Origin of the sequence: Streptomyces sp. NPDC060205 (assembly GCF_042728395.1) — a bacterium.
GTDB lineage: Bacteria > Actinomycetota > Actinomycetes > Streptomycetales > Streptomycetaceae > Streptomyces.
The window spans coordinates 1-17861 of record NZ_JBHWZP010000072.1; the positions used below are offsets into that span (position 1 = coordinate 1).

Here is a 17861-nt window from a genome sequence, read left to right on the forward strand (position 1 = left end):
CCGGGTGGGTCCCGGCGGCGGCACCGCCCCGTGCGGGGCGTTGTTCAGACGGTCAGCGGTTCCCGTCGCAGCACCCTCTCGAACTGCGCCCGCAGCGCGTCCCCCGGCTCAAGGCCCAGGTTGTCGGCGAGCCGCCGCCGGGTGCGGTGGTAGACGTCCAGTGCCTCCGCCTGCCGTCCCGACCGGTAGAGCGCGGTGATGAGCTGCTCGCAGAAGCGCTCACGCAGTGGATAGCGCGCGTGCAGCGGATGCAGCTCCGTGATGATCTCCCGGTGCCGGCCCAGACGCAGCTCGGCGTCGAAGAGGTACTCGTACGCCGTCAGCCGCGTCTCGGTGAGCCGGGTGTACGCCATCCTGCTGATCAGGCCCTGCCCGGTGTCCAGCAGCGCCGGGCCCCGCCACAGGGCGAGCGCCTGGTTCAGCAGCGGGATCGCCTGCCCGGGCGCGGACCGGTGGAGCGTTGCCGCCTGCCGGGTCAGATTGCAGAAGAGCGAGGCGTCGATGTCATTCTCGGGCAAAGAAAGCATGTATCCGAAACTCGATGTGCGGATCAGCTCACGCAGATTGTCCTTTCCGGTGTGCGTGTCAATGATGCGGCGAAGACGGGCGACATGACCGTGCAGGGAGTTCTCCGCATTGCGCGGAAGATCCTCGCCCCACAACTCGTCGATCAAATCACTGCGTGACACCGGCCTGTTGGGTGAGAGTGCCAGTGCGGCCACAGTCGCCCGGAGTTTCTCGCCGGGCAGACGCAGTGTGACGGGGCCATCCGTGAGTTCTAATGGCCCGAGCAGGCGAACCTTCAATTTTTCCCCCGTGGTTCCAGCGTGTACGAACGCGTGAGGGAAGGGTAATTCCCGCTTTCGGGCGGAGCAATGCGGTTGCCGCAGAGGTGAGGCGTCCCACTGTCCTCGGCGTCATTCGCCTTTTGTGTCCCGTGGGTCCCGTGCCTTTCGCGGCCACTCGGCAGTGTTCTCCGGTTCCGCCCGGCTGTGGTGTTCAGCTCCGGTAGGCGCGCAGTTTTCGGTACAGCGTGGCGCGGGCGATGCCCAGGGCCGCCGCCGCGCGCGCCTTGTTGCCGCCGTGGGTGCGCAGCGCCTCCAGGATGGCGGCGCGTTCGGCGTGCTCCATCGGGCTTAGCGGCCGTGCCGGGGGGCCTTCGCGGACGGGGTCCGGCAGTTCGGCCCGCCGTACCGGTCCGGTGGTCCGGCGCCGTTCGGCCAATGCCCGCACCAGCTGGGCGAGTTCGGTGACATTGCCCGGCCAGGTGTGCCGTTCCAGGGCGTGCAGCGCGTCCAGGGCCCAGGTCAGGGGCGGCTCGCCCGGCGCGGGCCCCGGCGTCAGGTCCGCCAGCAACTCCCTGATGTCACCCGGACGTTCACGCAGGGCCGGAAGCGCCACCGAGCGGGCGACCAGGCCGTCCAGCATCCGCTGGAGGCAGGGGCCCGGGGGCGTGCCGGGCGTGTAGGTGATCACGAGAGGGGCGTGCGGGCGTGCTTCGAGGAGGGAGTTGAGCGAGGCGATGTCGGCTTGCGCCAGCTGCTCGGCGTGGCGCAGGAGGAGGGGGTGGTTGGCGGCCGGCGCCGCGGTTGGGTTGTCGGCCGGCGTCACGGTTCGGTTGTCGGCCGACGTCCTGGCCCAGCCGTCTGTGGACGTCCTGGCCCCGTCGGCGGTCGACGCACTGGCCCCGTCGTCGAGCGCGCCGGCGGCCCAGCCGTTGAGTGCGTCCGCGGCCGGCCCTTCCGCCGCGTCCACGACCAGCGGGGCCGGTGCGCCGTGCGCTGCCAGCAACTCCCTTGCCAGGTATGCCTTTCCCGTGCCCCGCTCGCCGGTCAGCAGCAGGGGCTCGCGGGAGCGGACCAGCTCCGCCGCGCGGCTCGTCGCGTGCCGCCAGGGGATGGAACGCCCGGCGGATGCGACACGAGGTGATCCGCCGGGTCGTGCGGGCCGTCCGACGGGCGGTTCGACGACGGCGACCACGCCGATGACGACGCCCTCGTGGCGGACCTGCGTGATACGCGCGGTGCCGGCGGCGTCGGGGAGCTCCAGGGCGTCGGTGGCGGGACCGAGGGATCCGTGCGGGCCGTGCGATCCGTGTGGTCCCTGCGGGCCGTGCGTTCCCTGCGGTCCTTGTGGTCCGTGTGGTTCGTCCGGCCTGGGCGTCGCGGCCGGACTGTCCGGCCGGTTCGTCGTGGTGCTGCGCTCCAGCGCCTCCAGCGCCGACGGTGGCAGCAGTCCCGCCGCCGTCTCGTTGACCAGACGGTTGCGGCCGTCCAGCGCGACGACCGCGGCGCCCGGCCGCGAAGCCGCGCGCTGGTAGGCGTCGAGCAGCACGCGTTCCGCCGTGCGCGACCGGGTCAGGAGTTCCGCCTCGACCGCTGCCACCGTGGCCTCGGCGAGTGCGGCCCCCGGGTGCGGCGAGCGGTCGGCGCAGAGGCCGGACGCGACGGTCACCGTGCCCAGGACGCGGCCGTTCTCCGGCGCCAGCACCGGAACGCTCACGGCGGACACGTCCTGCCACAGGTCCAGGAAGTGCTCGGGGCCGTGCACCTCGGCGCGGCTACGGCTGCGCAGGGCGAGGGCCGCGCTGTTGTGTCCGACCTCCTGCTCGGACAGGTCGGGGTATCTGTCGTCGTGCGGGGTGTTTCCGCCCGACCACAGGACCCGTAGGCGCTCGTCGGTGAGGACCACGGCCGACTGCCCGGAGGCGAGCGGGGGCGCCAGCCGTTCCAGCACCGGGCGGGCGGCGGTCAGCAGGGCGGACGTCGCTGCCGGGGGTGCGGGGCGGGTGGGTTCCGTGAGGTCGTGCGGTACGCCGAAGAAGCGGGCGCGGCGCCAGGCGGCGGCGATCTCGGTCGGTACGTCGTCGGGCAGGGGGTGCCCGGTCAGGAACCGTTCGCGTGCGTGGCGCAGGGGTGTGTGGGTGGGGGAGTCGTTTGCGGTGGTCACGGCGGTGTCCACGGTACCTGTCGTTGTTGAACGGGCAACGAGGGGTGGTGTCGGTTGGGGGGGGGCTTGTGCGGGTGCGTCGTGGCTGGTTGCGCAGTTCCCCGCGCCCCTGGGGGGTGGGTGGTGTCGGTCGGCGGGCCCGTGCGGGTGTGTTGTGGTTGGTTGCGCAGTTCCCCGCGCCCCTGGGGGGTGGGTGGTGTCGGTCGGCGGGTTTGTGCGGGTGTGTTGTGGCTGGTTGCGCAGTTCCCCGCGCCCCTTGCGGGGTCGGACTGGGCGTTTGCCCCATAGGCGCGGCGGTCCCGTGGGGCGTCGGCGCGGGACCATACTTGGTCATTGCCGGGAGCGTGGAGCGAGAGGGTGGAGGGCGTCATGAGTGTCGATGCCGGTGGGGACACGGTCACCGACGAGGCCGTACGCAGCCTCGGCGCGGACACCGATCCGCGGTTGCGCGAACTGCTGAGCGCGCTCGTCCGGCATGTGCACGACTTCGCCCGCGAGACCCGGCTCACCCAGCAGGAGTGGGAGCGGGCGATCGGTTTCCTGACGGCGACCGGGCAGACCTGCACCGACACCCGGCAGGAGTTCATCCTCCTGTCCGACGTGCTCGGGCTGTCGATGCTCGTGGAGACCCTGAACGCCGACCGGGGCCAGGGCGCCACGGAGTCCACCGTCCTCGGGCCCTTCCACATGACGGAGTCCCCGGTCCGCGAACTCGGCGCGGACATCGACCTCGTGGGCAGCGGCGAACCGTGTGTGGTCAGCGGCCGGGTGCTGTCGCAGGACGGCACCCCGCTGCCCGGAGCCACCCTCGACGTGTGGCAGGCCGACGCCCACGGCTTCTACGACGTGCAGCAGCCCGACGTCCAGCCCGCGGGCAACGGCCGCGGTCTCTTCACCACGGACGCGGCAGGCCGTTTCCACTTCCGCACCTGCGTACCGAGCCCGTACCCCATCCCGACCGACGGCCCGGTCGGCGACCTGCTCCGGGCCACCGGCCGCCACCCCTACCGCCCGGCGCACATCCACTTCATCGCCGGCGCCGAGGGGCACACACCGGTCACCACGCACATCTTCGTGGCGGGCAGCGACTACCTGGACTCGGACGCCGTCTTCGCGGTGAAGCACAGTCTCGTGCAGGACTTCACGGAGACCGACGACCCGTCCCTGGCGCGGGAGTTCGGCATCCCGAACCCCTTCAGGCACGCCCGTTTCGACCTCGTACTGACCCCGGAGCGGGCCGCGTGAACTTCTCCTACGAGGCACAGCCGATGCGGGTCGTCCTCAGGCCCGGCGCCTCGGTGACCGCGACGGCCGGCGAGGTCGAACGGCTCGGGCTGCGACGGGTGCTCGTGGTGTCCGGCGCGCGCGGCGCGGACACGGCGCGGGCGGTCGCCGACTCGCTGGGCGACCTGTGTGCGGGCGTGCACGCCGAGGCCCGTATGCACGTCCCGGCCGAGGTCGCGGACCGGGCCGTCGAGGTGGCGCGGGAAAGTGGCGCCGACGGCTGTGTCGCGGTCGGCGGCGGCTCGTCGATCGGCCTCGGCAAGGCGATCGCGCTGCGCACCGGCCTCCCGCTGATCGCCGTCCCCTCGACCTACTCCGGCTCCGAGATGACCCCCGTCTGGGGCCTCACCGAGCACGGCGCCAAACGCACCGGCCGCGACCCGTCGGTCCTCCCGCGCAGCGTCGTGTACGACCCGGACCTCACCCTCTCCCTGCCCGTACCGCTCTCCGTCACCAGCGGGGTCAACGCCGTCGCGCACGCCGTCGAGGCGCTGTACGCGCCCGACACCTCACCCCTGATCGCTCTGATGGCCGAGGAGGGGGTACGGGCGATGACCTCGGCGCTCCCGGAGATCGCCGCCGAGCCGACGGACCCGGAGGCCCGCGGACGCGCCCTCTACGGCGCCTGGCTCTGCGGTTCCTGTCTGGGCGCGACCACCATGGGCCTGCACCACAAGCTCTGCCATGTGCTGGGCGGCACGTTCGGCCTCCCGCACGCCGAGACGCACACGGTGATCCTCCCGTACGCCCTCGCGTTCAACGCGCCCGCCGCCCCCGCGGCCGTACACGCGCTGAACCGTGCCCTCGGCACCGACGACGCCCCGCACGCCCTGTGGACCCTCGCCGGAGACCTCGGTGCACCCCGCTCCCTCGCCGGGCTCGGTCTGGCGCGGCCCGACCTGAAGGCGGCGGCCGAACTGGTCGCGCAGCAGGCGTACGCCAACCCGCGCCCGGTCACGGCGCAGGACGCGCTGACCGTACTGGAGGCGGCGTACGCGGGGCAGGCACCTGGCGTGGCCGCGACCTGGTCCTTGGCGTGACATACGCCCGCACGTGAGGCCGGGACGCCCGTTGAACCGAGGGACACGGGCGTCCCGCGAGCTTCCGCCGGCTTCCGCAAGCTATCGAAAGAGAAAGCGCTGTCATGCGTCTCGACAAGCGTTTGCGGCCGCCTCATTCTTCAAACAGGTTGTGGCATGAGCCTGACAGGAGACCCCATGATCAAGCGCAGATCACTGCTGGCGGCGGCGGGCGGCACGCTGCTGGGCAGTGCGCTGGCGACAGGCACCGCCCGGGCCGACGCGACCGTCGCGGTCAACCCCGCCACCAGCTACGGGCGTTGGGAGGGCTGGGGCACCTCCCTCGCCTGGTGGGCCAACGTCTTCGGCGCGCGTGACGACTTCGCCGACATCTTCTTCACCACCAAGTCCGTGGCGTACGGCGGCCGGACCCTGCCCGGCCTCGGGCTGAACATCGCCCGCTACAACCTGGGCGCGTGCAGCTGGAACAGTGTGGGCGGCCAGAGCATGGTCGCCTCGCCGAACATCCCGGCGTTCAAGCAGATCGAGGGCTTCTGGCAGGACTGGAACAACGAGGACCCCACGTCCTCGGCCTGGGACTGGACGGCCGACGCCAACCAGCGTGCCGCCCTGGTCAAGGCGGCCCAACGAGGGGCGGTCTCCGAGCTGTTCGCCAACTCGCCCATGTGGTGGATGTGCCTCAACCACAACCCCTCCGGCGCGTCCGGCGGCGGCAACAACCTCCAGTCCTGGAACTACCGCCAGCATGCCTCCCACCTGGCCGCCGTCGCCCTGTACGCGAAGAATAACTGGGGCGTGAACTTCGGATCCGTCGACCCGTTCAACGAGCCCTCGTCCGGCTGGTGGACCGCCACGGGCACGCAGGAGGGCTGCCACATGGACGCCACCGTCCAGGCTGCCGTCCTTCCGTACCTGCGCAGCGAGCTGGACACGCGCGGGCTGTCCGGTGTCAGGCTCTCGGCGTCCGACGAGACGAGCTACGACCTGGCGCGTACGACCTGGAACTCCTTCGGGTCGTCGACGAAGGCACTGGTCGGTCAGGTCAACGTGCACGGCTACCAGGGTTCGGGCGGTCGCCGCGACCTCCTCTACACCGATGCCGTCACCACGGCGGGCAAGAAGCTCTGGAACTCCGAGACCGGGGACAGCGACGGCACCGGCCTCACCCTGGCGAGCAATCTGTGCCTGGACTTCCGCTGGCTGCACCCGACCGCCTGGGTGTACTGGCAGGTGATGGACCCCTCCACCGGCTGGGCGATGATCGCGTACGACCAGAGCACGCTGCAGCCGACGACCGTGCAGACCAAGTACTACGTGATGGCCCAGTTCAGCCGGCACATCCGGCCGGGGATGACCATCATCGACACCGGCGTCGGCTACGCGGTCGCCGCCCACGACGCGACCCAGAGACGCCTGGTCGTCGTCGCGGTCAACACCGGCGCGGCGCAGACGCTCACCTTCGACCTGTCCCGCTTCTCCGCGGTCACCGGCGGCACGGGCGGCCTCGTACGGCGCTGGAACACGCTCACCTCCGGCAGCGGCGACCTCTACACCGCCCGCTCGGACACCTACCTGAGCGGCAAGAGCCTGAGCGTGCCGTTCGCCGCCGCGTCGGTGCAGACCTTCGAGATCGACGGGGTCACCGTGTGACGGCCCCGGCCCGGACGCACTGACCAGGACGCACTGACCAGGACGCACTGACCAGGGCGGTGGTGCCGTCGCCCCGGGAGGGCGGGTGTCTCAATCCGAGACACCCGCCTTCGCGCGTCCGGGTCCAGAATCGGTATGAGCTGCGTGCTGTTTCGCCGGGGCTCCGACGCAGCCGACGAAAGCCGATGAAAGGTGACCACCATGGCCCTCGCACTGCTCCGCCGCCGACGGCGGGAGCGGGCCTCCGGTGCCGGCGCGACGGGCGTCGCGCTTCCCCTCCCGCCCGGCGCGGGCGCCCTGGGCCGCGAGGTCGTCGACCCCGTGGGCCAGCCGATGGGCGCGGCCGACGTGACGGTCACCGCGCTGGACTCGCACCGGGTCGTGGCCCGCGGCACCACCGACCCGTACGGCTACTTCTTCGCGGCGCTGCCGCCGGGCCGGTACAGCCTGATGATCGCGGCCGAGGGCCTGCACCCCCACCGTGAGACGGTCGACGTGGCGGCAGGTCCCCCCGCTCCAGCCGAGCAGATCCACCTCCAGCCCGCCCGCCGACTGGAACTGCCCTCGCCCGGCACCTGGCTCTTCGACCCGCCCCACACGGCGATCCGGTTCATCGCCAAGCATGTCGGCATGGCCCATGTGCACGGCCGCTTCGAGCGGTTCGACGGCGGCATCCAGATCGCCGACGACATGGCCGACTCCCGGCTGCACGTCCGCATCGACGCGTCGAGCATCACGACCGGCAACCGCACCCGCGACGACCATCTGCGGTCCGGTGACTTCCTGGACGTCGAACGATTCCCGCACATCGACTTCCACAGCACACGGTTCGCGTACCGGGGCGGCAGCAAGTGGACCGTGCACGGCTCACTGACGATGCACGGCGTGAGCCGGTCGGTGGGGCTGGACACGACGTATCTCGGGACGGTGAACGGTGGGTACGGGGAGGAGTTGCGGTGCGCGGCTCTCGCCAAGGCGGAGCTGCACCGGGAGGACTACACCCTGAACTGGCGCTCGATGCTGGCACGAGGCATCGCGGTGGTCGGCCCGACGGTCCAACTGGAACTGGACGTCCAGGCGATGTACCGGACGCACGACACGCCTACGCCGCCGGGGTGAGAGCACGGCCTGGGCTGATCGGCGTGGAGGGGAAGAGACGAGCCGCAGGCCCCCTCTGTCATTGCCGAAGCGCTGACAGGCAGGAACTCGCCCGTCCTTCCCAGCTATTCGATCCTGGCACGTATGAGAGCGTCCACGGCCCTGCGTAGGGCTGTCTTCAGTTCCTCTCGTTCGTCGCGTACCTGGTCGACCTTGTTGCCGGACGCCTGGTAGGCCGTCTCAAACGTGACCCACGCCTCGTAGGCCACAAGCAATGCCGCAGAAGAGTCCCGGCCTAGCTCAGCCTGTTGACGAAACCCCAGCGGTGGCTCGTGACTTCCAATCCACAGTTCGAGCCTGGCATGTTCGGCCATATACTGCGCGGCGAGTTCGACCACGTCATTACCGACGATGTTACTGCCGATCACCTGCACACCGAGGTTGAGTCCAGGCGATGCTGTCGGGGTGCACAGCTGCTCAGGCACTTCGCTGGACGGCTGTGGACCTCTCAGCCAATCCCAGTCGCCTGCCATCACAACCTCCTTCGGTCAAAGCTCGTCTCCAGGAGCCGGCTTGCGATTTCCATCGAACTCGAAACCGGCATTTAATATCCCCCGGCCTTGAGGATTTTTGCACAGAACGTCACGCAATTATATGCGTCGCGGTGATGTGGCCCCAGATTGTTGTCATCCAGGAAATATTCCTGCGCCTGCTGCGCTCGCCTTGCATTCGGCAGAGGTACTCGAATGACGTCAGTGCCGCGAGAATGAGAAGTGCCCCGCAGGCCAACGATGGAGTCCTCTCTCACTTGCGAGCCCGCCTCAGTGTGAATGGTTCTGCTGTTGTGCGTCACCGCGATCAATGCGTGACTCTGTTCCATGTCCAGGTAAACGTCCGCGTAGCCCGCGTCTCCACAGTTATGAACCAGGACCGGGGTTGCATCAGCCAGCACATAGTACGTGTGCTATGCGGCGCCCTCGACCTGCTTTTTCGCAGGTCAAGGACGGTTTACTGGTCCGGTGAAGTGCGTGGGTGTCCGTGGCGGTGCGGGGTTGTTGCCGTCGGCTGCTGCCGTCAGGCGGTTCAGCCCAGGTACGGCTTCTCGCCCGCCGTCTACGACCTGCTCCGCACCGGCCAGATCGCCTCGATCACTCTCGGCCGCGCCCGCCGCGTACCCATCCGCGCACTCACCGACTTCATCGACACCCGCCTCGAACAGGAAGCCGCCGCCTGATGACTACACCCCGCGACACCCCCGCCTCCCGCCTCGTTCGCGCCAACGGCGACGGAACCGTCTAACAGCGCAAGGACAGCCGCTGGGAAGCTGCTGGATACGTGGTGGCCCCCGGGCAACACCCGCAAGCGCGCCCGCGTCTACGGCACCACCCGCAAGGATGCCCTCGCCAAGCTCACCGAGAAGATCGCCGCCAGTAACCTCGGCCTGCCCGTCGCGACGGCCGACAGCACCGTCAGCGCGTACCTGACGTACTGGCTGAACGGCGTCGCCGTCCAACAGGTCCGCGAGAACACCCATACCCGCTACGCCGCCTGCGTCCGCCTCCATCTCATCCCCGGACTCGGGGCGAAGAAGCTCGCCCGCCTTACCGCCTGCGACGTCCGCACCGCGCCATCTGCCAGTGCTGCGCCCAGGAATGGGACACGAACCGGCGGCAGTGCTGCGCCATCGGCCAGTGCTGCGACAAGCGGCTCTCCCCGCTGACCGTGACCTACGTCCACTCGGTCCTCAAGTCCGCACTGGAGCACGCTGTCCGCGAAGACGACCTTCCCCGCAACGTCGCCCGGAACATCAAGACCTCCGCGCCCCGCCCCCGGCGCTTCAAGCCCTTCACGGCGAGCGAGGCCCGGCAGTTCCTCAACGCAGCCAGCAGCGACCGGCTTCACGCGCTGTACGAACTCGCCCTGCGCACCGGACTCCGCAAGGGCGAACTCCTCGGCCTCCACTGGGAAGACCTCGACCTTGACGGCGGCACCGCCAGCATCCACCGCTCCCTCCAACGCACCCGCAACCAGGGTCTGACCATCCTGAACACCAAGACCCTGGCCTCCGAGCGGCGCATCGCCCTCCCCACCGAGTGCATTAGCTCCCTCAAGATCCACCAGGAACGGCAGGAGGAAGAGCGCCAGGCGGCCGGAACGGGCTGGACGGACAACGGCCTCGTCTTCACCACCCCGAAGGGCAGGCCACTCGACCCCACCAACCTCACCCGCCGCTTCCGGCGCCTCCTCCACGGCGCAGGGCTCCGGACGATCCGCTTCCACGACCTCCGGCACTCGACCGCGACCCTGCTGCTGGAACAGGGCGTCGACCTCGTCGTCATCAAGGAACTTCTGGGGCATGCCCACATCGGCGTGACGGCCGGCGTCTACGCCCACGTCCGACTCCGCCTCCAGCGCCAGGCCATCGACACCCTTGGCCACGCCCTCGGCCCGGCCGCCGCCGACGACCCAGACGACCCGCCCACCACAGCAACTGCCCGCTGACGTTGCCGTCAGCGCTGCCGTCAAATCGCCCTGATGGCCCCACCGGAATTATCTGGTGGGGCCATCAGATTCACCCAAGGTGAATCAACTTCATTTCATGCGAAACAGTTTCCGCATCGCCGCTAGCTGGTCTTCTAGCGTTCCGACCTCGGAGCAGTCCGCTGGAGCGAAGATATCCACGAGGTCGTCATCAGAGAGCGCTTTTCCGGATTGAAACGAGTAGGCCAATCGACCTTCCGTCATCTGCCTAGTCATCCCTGACGGGAAGACATTCAATCTCGCACCCTGGCAACACAGAAGCAGACCCATGTCTTCGAGGTCGCGGCGGGCTGATTTGAGGCATTCCAGAAAATCAACCTCTTCGTAGATGCGCTCAAACTCTTCATCGGGCAATCTCATCCGAAGAGTCGAAGGCGGTGTAGAAACCTGGAGCAACACGTTCGTCACTTCCCCGTTTGCCCTGGTTGCAGTCCGAGCCAGCTCTTCCACAATCATCCCCCGCCATAGTTGGGGTTCAGAACCCTAGTTCCGTCTCGAAGCCTGCAAGCAACGATGCAACTTGTGTCGACCCGCCCTGGAATTGCAGTCTCCCTTTCATGCGCAAATGGGTTCCCAGGAAACTCCTTGTTTACGTCCACTCCATCAACACCGCGAATCTCGTAGACGTTTCCGCCACGCTTGATCGCCACAGACTCCGAAGTTGTGGTGGAAATATATCCAGAGTCCCTTGAGTATCCGGATGCATGCTCCAAGAGGTCCATATTGTCACCTCTCGGCTCAAATCCCGACTCAAAGATCTCGTCCGGGCCGCGAGTGTCGCTTCGGTAGAGCGGACAGGCGCCACCTGAATTGTGCACGAGAACTGGCGTGGCCCCGGCCAGCACATAGTACGTGTGCGCGTCCGCGACCGTCAGGTTGTGGACAGCCGCTGCCTGCGTCCAGCGCTTGACGCCGGCGATCTGGATCCTGGTGCCGGAACCGCTTTCCAGCCACTGGCCGGTTTTCAGGTCCGTCGCGTCGATCCACTCGTCGAGTTGGGGAACCCAGAAGGGATGGTTGTCCGTCGCGGTGACGGAGGCCGTCTTCGTACCCTTCTTGCCGTCGATGTCGATCGTGACCTTGACGAGCTTCTTGGCGCCCTTGCCCCTGATCTCGGCCGTGACCAGCTTCGCCTCGACCACGCCGGTCTTCGGGTCCTTGGCCAGGACCTTGTCACCGATGCGGACTTTCTTGATGGCCTTGGATCTGCCGTCGGCCATCTTCACCCTGGTGTCCGGTGTGAAGCTGTTGTCGCATGAGGGAAGTTTTCGGATTTTGGCGTTGAGCGCGCTCAACGCCGATTTCCCTCTGTCCGCCGCACCCTTCAACGCCGCGGCCTTGTCGTCCCACTTCATCCAGTTCTTGAAACTGCTGAAGAGCTTGCCGACCAAGCCGCTCACGCGCTTGCCGAGGGCGATGCCCTTCTTCCAGTTCCACGGCAGGCCGTACTTGGCCGCCAGTTTTCCGACGGCTCCGCCGACCATGCTGGAGGCGATGTTCACAGCGGTGGCGCCGCAGGAACCGAGGCTGCCCGTGGTGAAACAGTCGAGGGCGTCCGTGATGCCGAGTTCGTCGGCGATGATGCTGCCGAGTTCCTTGGCCGTGGCGATCGCCCGGGCCTTGGCGGCGGCCGCCTTGGCAGCCGCCTCGTTGTACTTGCGCACGGCCGTCGTGTCGCGCTGGGCCATCAGGCCGTAGCGGACGGGATCCCGGTCGATGTAGTTCTGCAGGACCTGCGCGTTGCCGAACCCGAGGCCGCTGACCTCGTCGTAGATCATCAGCCCGGTCGGGTCCGAGAACGTGACGGGGTTGTTGTTCGCGTAGGCGTAGCCGTTGATCTGCTGCGGGTCCGAGAAGTCGATCATCGGGTCGGCCGAGACGAACCGCCCGTTCTCGGGTTCGTACTCGCGGGCCCCGATATGGGTGAGACCGGTCGCCTCGTCCACCGGTTTACCGAGGAAGCCCTTGTCGTCCACCCACGGCTTGCCCGCGGGTTCACGCGGCGTGCCGAAGGGGTCCATCCGACGGCGGGTGATCGAGCCGTTCGCCGCGTCCACCGCCAACGACATCGTGCCGTGGTGGTCACCGGAGAGGAACTGCACACCCTTGGGGGTGCGGATCGCGATCGTCTGTCCGGCGAACCCGTAGTAGCGGGTCCCTTCCAGAGTGCGGGTGGCGGTGTTGAGCTTCAGCTCCATGCCCGGCAGGTAGAGGGTCTCTGCCCCCGGCTCCTTGCGCACCAGCCGGCTGCCGCCCGCGTCGTAGAGGAAGCTGCTGGTCTCGCTGCCTTCGACCACCTTGGTGAGCTGCCCGCCGGCGCTCCACTGGAGGTCCTGGGTGTTGCCGTCGCGCACCCGTACGTCGGTCTGGCCCGCCTCGGTGTAGTCGAAGCTGTCCTGGCTGCTGACGGCAGGCGTGGTGCCGTGGGCAGGAGTGCTCTGCGTCATCGTGCTGAGCTGGTGGGGGCCGTCGGCGCCGTCACCGTAGGTGTACGTGCGGGTGGAGTCGGGCTTACCGCCGAAGCCCTTGAGGATCTGCTTGGTCCGGTTGCCGGCCAGGTCGTAGTCGAAGGTCTGCCAGTAGGGCGCCGCGCCGCCGATCGTGGCACCGGTCGGGGCGGAGGCGCATGCGGCGTCCTTGGAGCCGGTGCCGAGCGCGTCGTTCGAGGCGTTCGTGGTGGTCCAGGCAGAGCTCAGCCGGCGCTGCCAGTCGTAGGTGAAGCACTGGACGTCGGCCGTGTTGCCGGTCGGGGTGTCCGCGATCGACATGATGTTGCCGGCCGGGTCGTACGTGTAGTTGGTGTCGGCCGCGACGGAGGCGGCGCCCTCGTAGGCGACACCGGTGTTCGTCAGGCGGTTGGTGCCGCGCTCGTAGGCGTAGGTGAGCCAGGTCTTCTTGGCCGTTCCGCCGTTGCTCAGTTCCAGCTGCTGGAGCTGGGACGTGGGGGCGTAGCGGGCCGCGTTGACATAGGAGGTGCCCAGCGAACTCGTCAGCGAGGTGGGCCGCTGCAGGTCGTCGTAGCTGGTGGTCAGGGTTTCCGCCGGGAGGCCGCCCGCGGCGGGCATCCGGATGGACTGGACGGTGCCGTCCTTATTGTACTGCGTGCCGAACTCGTAGGTGCCCTTGAGTTCGGCGGCCTGGGAACCGGCCAGGGTGACGCGGCTGACCGTCGGTTGGTACATCTCATCGCGCTCGGCGATGACGGAGGTCGCCTGGACGACGCCGTTCTCGTAGCGGTAGCTGCCGACGCTCTGGCCCTTGGCGCCCGGGAGGGAGTCGTAGGTGTTGACTGTCAGTTTGGTCCCTGTGTCCGGCTCTCCCTCCCAGGTCGACAGGACACGGCCGAGCTTGTCGTACTTGGTCGAGATCTTCTTGTTGCGTGAGTCCGTGGTGGACAGCAGGCGGTCCATCGTGTCGTACTCGAACAGGGTCTTGCCCGTGTCCGGGTCCTGCGCCCAGGCCTTGCGGCCGATCTGGTCGTATCCGTAGGACCAGACGTTGCCGGCCTGGTCCTTGACGGTGTCGGCCTGGCCGGCGGGGGTGTACGTGTAGTACATGGACTCGAAGCCGGTGGTGGCCGTCGGCTCCGGCTTGTCACCCTGGTAGCGGCGCACCTCGACGGTGCGTCCGTGGGCGTCGGTGATGGTGGTGGTCGGCGGCGTGCCGGCGGGCGGGTCGACGTGGACGCGGTCGGCCTCGTGGGCGTAGGTCGTACGCCACTTCTCCTCGCCCGCGACCTGGAAGATGTCGGCCGTCTTGCGGCCCGCGCCGTCGTATTCGGTGCGGCTCTGGGCATCGGTGTCACCGTTCACGGCCTTGAAGACCGTGTCGGTGGGCTCACCGGTGGTGTAGTAGTCGGCGTTCGCCTTCACGATGCGGCCGACGCCGTCGTAGAAGGTGTCCGCGACCATGCGGCCGCCGCCCGGCCCCTCGGTCTGCTCCTGGCGAGGGCGCATCAACCCGTCGTACAAGGCGTACTCGGAGCCGTACGAGAGCCCGTCCTTCTCGATCTTCTGTGTGCGAACGGCCACGGGGGCCGTCTTGCGAACGAGATAGCTGTACTTGATGGAAGGTGTGGAATCGCCCTTGGCACGGTCCGGCAGCCAGACGGAGGTCATGCGGCCGAGAGCGTCGTAGGCGAGGTCGGTGCGCTTGCCGTTCATGTCGACCTGCGCGGAGGGGGCACCCCAGGAGCGGACGTACTCCGTGGTAGTTGTCCACGTCAGAGGGTTCGTCTCGACCTTCTTGGTGGTCAGACCGTCCGTCTCGGTGTACTCGATGGTGGTGTAGTTGCCTGCGGGGTCGGTGACCTTGATCGGCCGGCCGAACTTGTCGAAGTCGGCGGGCGTCGCCGCGGTGACGGTCTGATAGGTGGCCGCCGTGCCGTTGTGCGAGACCAGGCGCTCGACCTTGGTGGGATCGCCCTTGACCGGTGGGGCTCCGAAGGCCAGACCGTCGTAGGACGTGCGGTCGTCGGAGAGGACCTGTGTCTTGCGGTCCGGGGTCCCGGCGCAGTCGACGGCAACCTTCTCCACGCGGGCGACCATGGACAGGATGTGTGCGGTGGAGTTGTCCGCGTACGTGGTGCGGGTGCAGGTGTTGTCGGCGGAGACGCCGGTCCTGCCGTAGTCGTCGGTCTCGGTGGGCCGGCCGGTCGCGGAGTCGTAGCGCGTCGTGGTCGACGTCTCGATCCAGTCGTTGCCCTGTGCGGTGTAGGACTTCGTCGTGGCCGGCCGGACGTAGTAGGCCTTGGTGGTGCCCCAGGACTTGACCCGAGTGGCGGTGACCTTGGTCCAGGCGCTGTTGACCGTCTTGCTGATCAGCTTGTCGGCCGTGTAGGCGCCGTTGTAGGTGGCCGTTTCCAGTTCGTGGCCGGACATCTCTTCCGCGTCGGTGTGCTCGGCTCCGACGGAGTCGGTGACCGTGCCGCCCAGGCCGCGCAGGTAGGTGTGCTCGGTGCGTGTGTCCGAGGCGCTCACCGAGCCGTCGGAGTTGGTCACGCGGACTTTCCCGTAGCCGCGCCAGTCGCTCCTGGTGCGGTACTCGTCGTCCGATATGCCGTCGGCCTTCTGCATCTTCCAGCCGGCGTCACCCAGGTAGGTGTACTGGTTGACCATGTCGGGCGCGCCGCCGGTGAGATCGGTCTGCACGACTTTGTCGACGAGGTACTTGTGGAACCAGTCGGTGATGGGATCGGTCTCGCCCGGCGGGTTCCACTTGACGGGGTAGCAGGCCTTGGTCGAAGCGTCGGCGGCGGGAAGGGAGCCGGCCGCGCACTCGGTGTCGCGGTAGACGACATCGAGCTGGCCACCGGTGTCGTTGTCGACCGCGGACAGCCGGAAGCGGTTCATCGCCTGGATGTTGTCGCCGGGCTTGTCGACCCGGTTGGGCAGCTGCTCGCCCAGCAGTTCCACGGAGGGCATCTCGGCGGTGCCGGAACCCGCGTGACCGGTGTGCTTGATGGTGTTGAGCCACAGCGACTTGGATCCATCGCCGTTGTCGGTGAACAGGTGCCCCAGGTCCCAGGTGTCCACGTCGGCGTACCCGGTGCCGTAGCGGATCTGAGTGGTGATCTTGCTCAGCTTCTTGCGGGTCCAGAAGGTCGGGGAGTTCTGCCCCGCGCACTTGGTGTCGACCTTGCAGTTCCGGTCCCACGGGACGTCGGGCCACTTCGCGGCCGTGGCGTCGGTGAGATCGCCCGGTTCGCAGTCGGCCGCCGCGGCCAGGCACCGCTCGTCCGTGGTGAAGACCACGCGTGCCGCTGCGGGCGTGCTGTACACACTGCCGGCGCGCTGCCCGTAGTCCGCGCGTTTGAGGTAACCGCCGCGGGTGTACGGCTTGCCGTTCTCCGTGGTCTTCAGACCCTGGGTGTAGTAGTTGGTCTCCTTGCCATAGAAGTACGACATGGCGTTGCCGTGCGGGTCGACGACGTAGTCGAGGTTCCAGCGCCACGCCTGCAGGCAGTGGGCGTTGGCGAAAGTCGCGTTGTAGCAGGGCTCTCCGGAATCGTCACCGTAGACCGGTACGGTCCAGGTCGACCCGGTCTGCTCATTGCCGCTGGCGAAGCCGGGAAGGTTGTCGAGGCCGAAGTAGTACTGGGTGCCGTCTGTGGTGGTGACACGCCAGTGCTCACCGTCGTTGTCACCGTTGGCCGCTCCGGTCAGGCGCTCGACCTTGCTGTTGTCGTCGCTGCTGATCCGCCAGGCGCCGGTCTCGTCGTCCTTGATGAGTTCACCGGAGGCGCCGCCGCCCAACTGGATGGTGGCGTTGTCGAAGGCCCAGCACTGGTCACCGTTGGTCTCGGCATGCCCGTCGTCGGCGCAGCCCTTGTAGCGGCGCTCGATGAATCCGGGCTCGTAGCCGAAACCCTGTCCGATCCAGGAGCCCTGGTTGTTCGTCGTGGCCACCTGGCCGTCGACGGACTGGGAGTTGTAGCCCAGGGAGACCGCCGGTCCCAGACCGCCGGGCGCGGGAGGGGTGCGCAGGGGGTAGGACCAGTTGAAGGCACCGGAGGAGTTGGAGACACTCCATTCCGAAGAAGGGGCGAGCGGGGTGGCACCGAAGCTGCCCTGATTGCCACCGGCTGCCGCCGTGGCCGCCAGTACGGTCGCATCCGAGGCGGCGGACCGTGCCGTCGGTCCCTGCTGTCCGGGTGCCACGGTGACGTCGGCGGCGAGAGTCCGCGCCGCGGTGCTGTTGGCACTCTTCAGCGCCCGGGGAGTGGAGCAGCCCGCCTTCTCGGGCGTGGTAAGGACACAGGCGGGGTACTCGGCCAGGCGCAGGCGTGACCCGTAGGAGCCGCCGTAGGCGTCGGCGAATCCGGAGTAGTCGAGAGTGACGCGCGCCGATCCCGGGTTCTTCGCCCCGTCGGAGCGGGAGACGGTGAAGGCGACTCCGTCGATCCCGGCGGCCCGGGTGGCGGCTCGGCCGAGGACCTTGGCCTGGAGGGCGGTGGCTCGTTCGGTCCTTGCCTTCGGCTTCTTGGCAGGGCCCACGCGCAGCGGCAGGCCACGCACGTCGACGGTCCTGGCGCCGAAGGACACGTCGACGCTCCTGGACGAGGGCCAGGACGCCTTGGGAACGCCGGTGACAGCGGCCTTCTCCGCGGGGTTGCTGTCGTGCGGCTTCGCTTTGAGATTCGTGCCGCGGACGGGATCGCCCAGACCCTTCTGGACGCCGGGGCGGGTGAGCCCCTTGTCCTCGGCCAGGGCCTGAGGGACGTACTGAGGGAGGAGGCCGACGGTGAGGGCTACACCGAGGACCACGACGACACGTGATCTGGTGGCGGTTCTGCGAGCG

At 68.4% G+C, this 17861-nt stretch carries 10 protein-coding genes and 1 pseudogene; 6 read left to right on the plus strand and 5 right to left on the minus strand.

Annotated features, from left to right (window positions below; translation table 11 throughout):
- Positions 1-44: 44 nt before the first annotated feature.
- Both ACFWGJ_RS15415 and ACFWGJ_RS15420 read right to left on the minus strand, forming a co-directional pair.
- Positions 45-806: a BTAD domain-containing putative transcriptional regulator gene (locus ACFWGJ_RS15415; RefSeq protein ID WP_387324115.1), complete on the minus strand. Its 762-nt coding sequence runs from the start codon at positions 804-806 to the stop codon at positions 45-47.
- 193 nt (positions 807-999) lie between these two features.
- Positions 1000-2949 carry a helix-turn-helix domain-containing protein gene (locus tag ACFWGJ_RS15420; protein ID WP_387324118.1) on the minus strand — a complete coding sequence of 650 codons (1950 nt, stop codon included), beginning with the start codon at positions 2947-2949 and terminating at the stop codon, positions 1000-1002.
- A 369-nt stretch (positions 2950-3318) separates the two neighbouring features.
- Here ACFWGJ_RS15420 and ACFWGJ_RS15425 point away from each other — a divergent pair, with 369 nt between their 5' ends.
- The 4 genes from ACFWGJ_RS15425 to ACFWGJ_RS15440 all read left to right on the plus strand — a co-directional run bounded on the left by ACFWGJ_RS15425 (position 3319) and on the right by ACFWGJ_RS15440 (position 8042).
- A complete protein-coding gene (locus ACFWGJ_RS15425) occupies positions 3319-4194 on the plus strand; it encodes an intradiol ring-cleavage dioxygenase (RefSeq protein WP_387324121.1) in 876 nt (291 codons plus the stop codon).
- 23 nt (positions 4195-4217) lie between these two features.
- Entirely contained in the window at positions 4218-5273 is a 1056-nt protein-coding gene (locus ACFWGJ_RS15430; RefSeq protein ID WP_387324167.1) for a maleylacetate reductase, read from the plus strand.
- Between the two features lie 177 nt (positions 5274-5450).
- The gene (locus ACFWGJ_RS15435) at positions 5451-6923 is read left to right on the plus strand and encodes a beta-1,6-galactanase (RefSeq protein WP_387324123.1); all 1473 of its coding nucleotides are present in this window, start codon (positions 5451-5453) and stop codon (positions 6921-6923) included.
- 201 nt (positions 6924-7124) lie between these two features.
- On the plus strand, positions 7125-8042 hold the full coding sequence (locus ACFWGJ_RS15440; protein WP_387324126.1) for a YceI family protein: 918 nt from the start codon (positions 7125-7127) through the stop codon (positions 8040-8042).
- A 104-nt stretch (positions 8043-8146) separates the two neighbouring features.
- On the opposite strand, the gene ACFWGJ_RS15445 is transcribed toward ACFWGJ_RS15440, so the two are convergent.
- The gene (locus ACFWGJ_RS15445) at positions 8147-8554 is read right to left on the minus strand and encodes a hypothetical protein (protein WP_387324129.1); all 408 of its coding nucleotides are present in this window, start codon (positions 8552-8554) and stop codon (positions 8147-8149) included.
- A 491-nt stretch (positions 8555-9045) separates the two neighbouring features.
- Here ACFWGJ_RS15445 and ACFWGJ_RS15450 point away from each other — a divergent pair, with 491 nt between their 5' ends.
- Entirely contained in the window at positions 9046-9255 is a 210-nt protein-coding gene (locus ACFWGJ_RS15450; RefSeq protein ID WP_387324132.1) for a hypothetical protein, read from the plus strand.
- Positions 9255-10523 (plus strand): annotated as a pseudogene (locus tag ACFWGJ_RS15455) (tyrosine-type recombinase/integrase). Before ACFWGJ_RS15450 ends, ACFWGJ_RS15455 begins: the two are co-directional and overlap by 1 nt.
- A gap of 90 nt (positions 10524-10613) precedes the next feature.
- Here ACFWGJ_RS15455 and ACFWGJ_RS15460 read toward each other — a convergent pair.
- Both ACFWGJ_RS15460 and ACFWGJ_RS15465 read right to left on the minus strand, forming a co-directional pair.
- Entirely contained in the window at positions 10614-11018 is a 405-nt protein-coding gene (locus tag ACFWGJ_RS15460) for a hypothetical protein (RefSeq protein WP_387324135.1), read from the minus strand.
- Positions 11015-17827, minus strand: a complete 6813-nt coding sequence (locus ACFWGJ_RS15465) for a polymorphic toxin-type HINT domain-containing protein (protein WP_387324138.1) — start codon at positions 17825-17827, stop codon at positions 11015-11017. Before ACFWGJ_RS15465 ends, ACFWGJ_RS15460 begins: the two co-directional genes overlap by 4 nt.
- Positions 17828-17861: the final 34 nt, after the last annotated feature.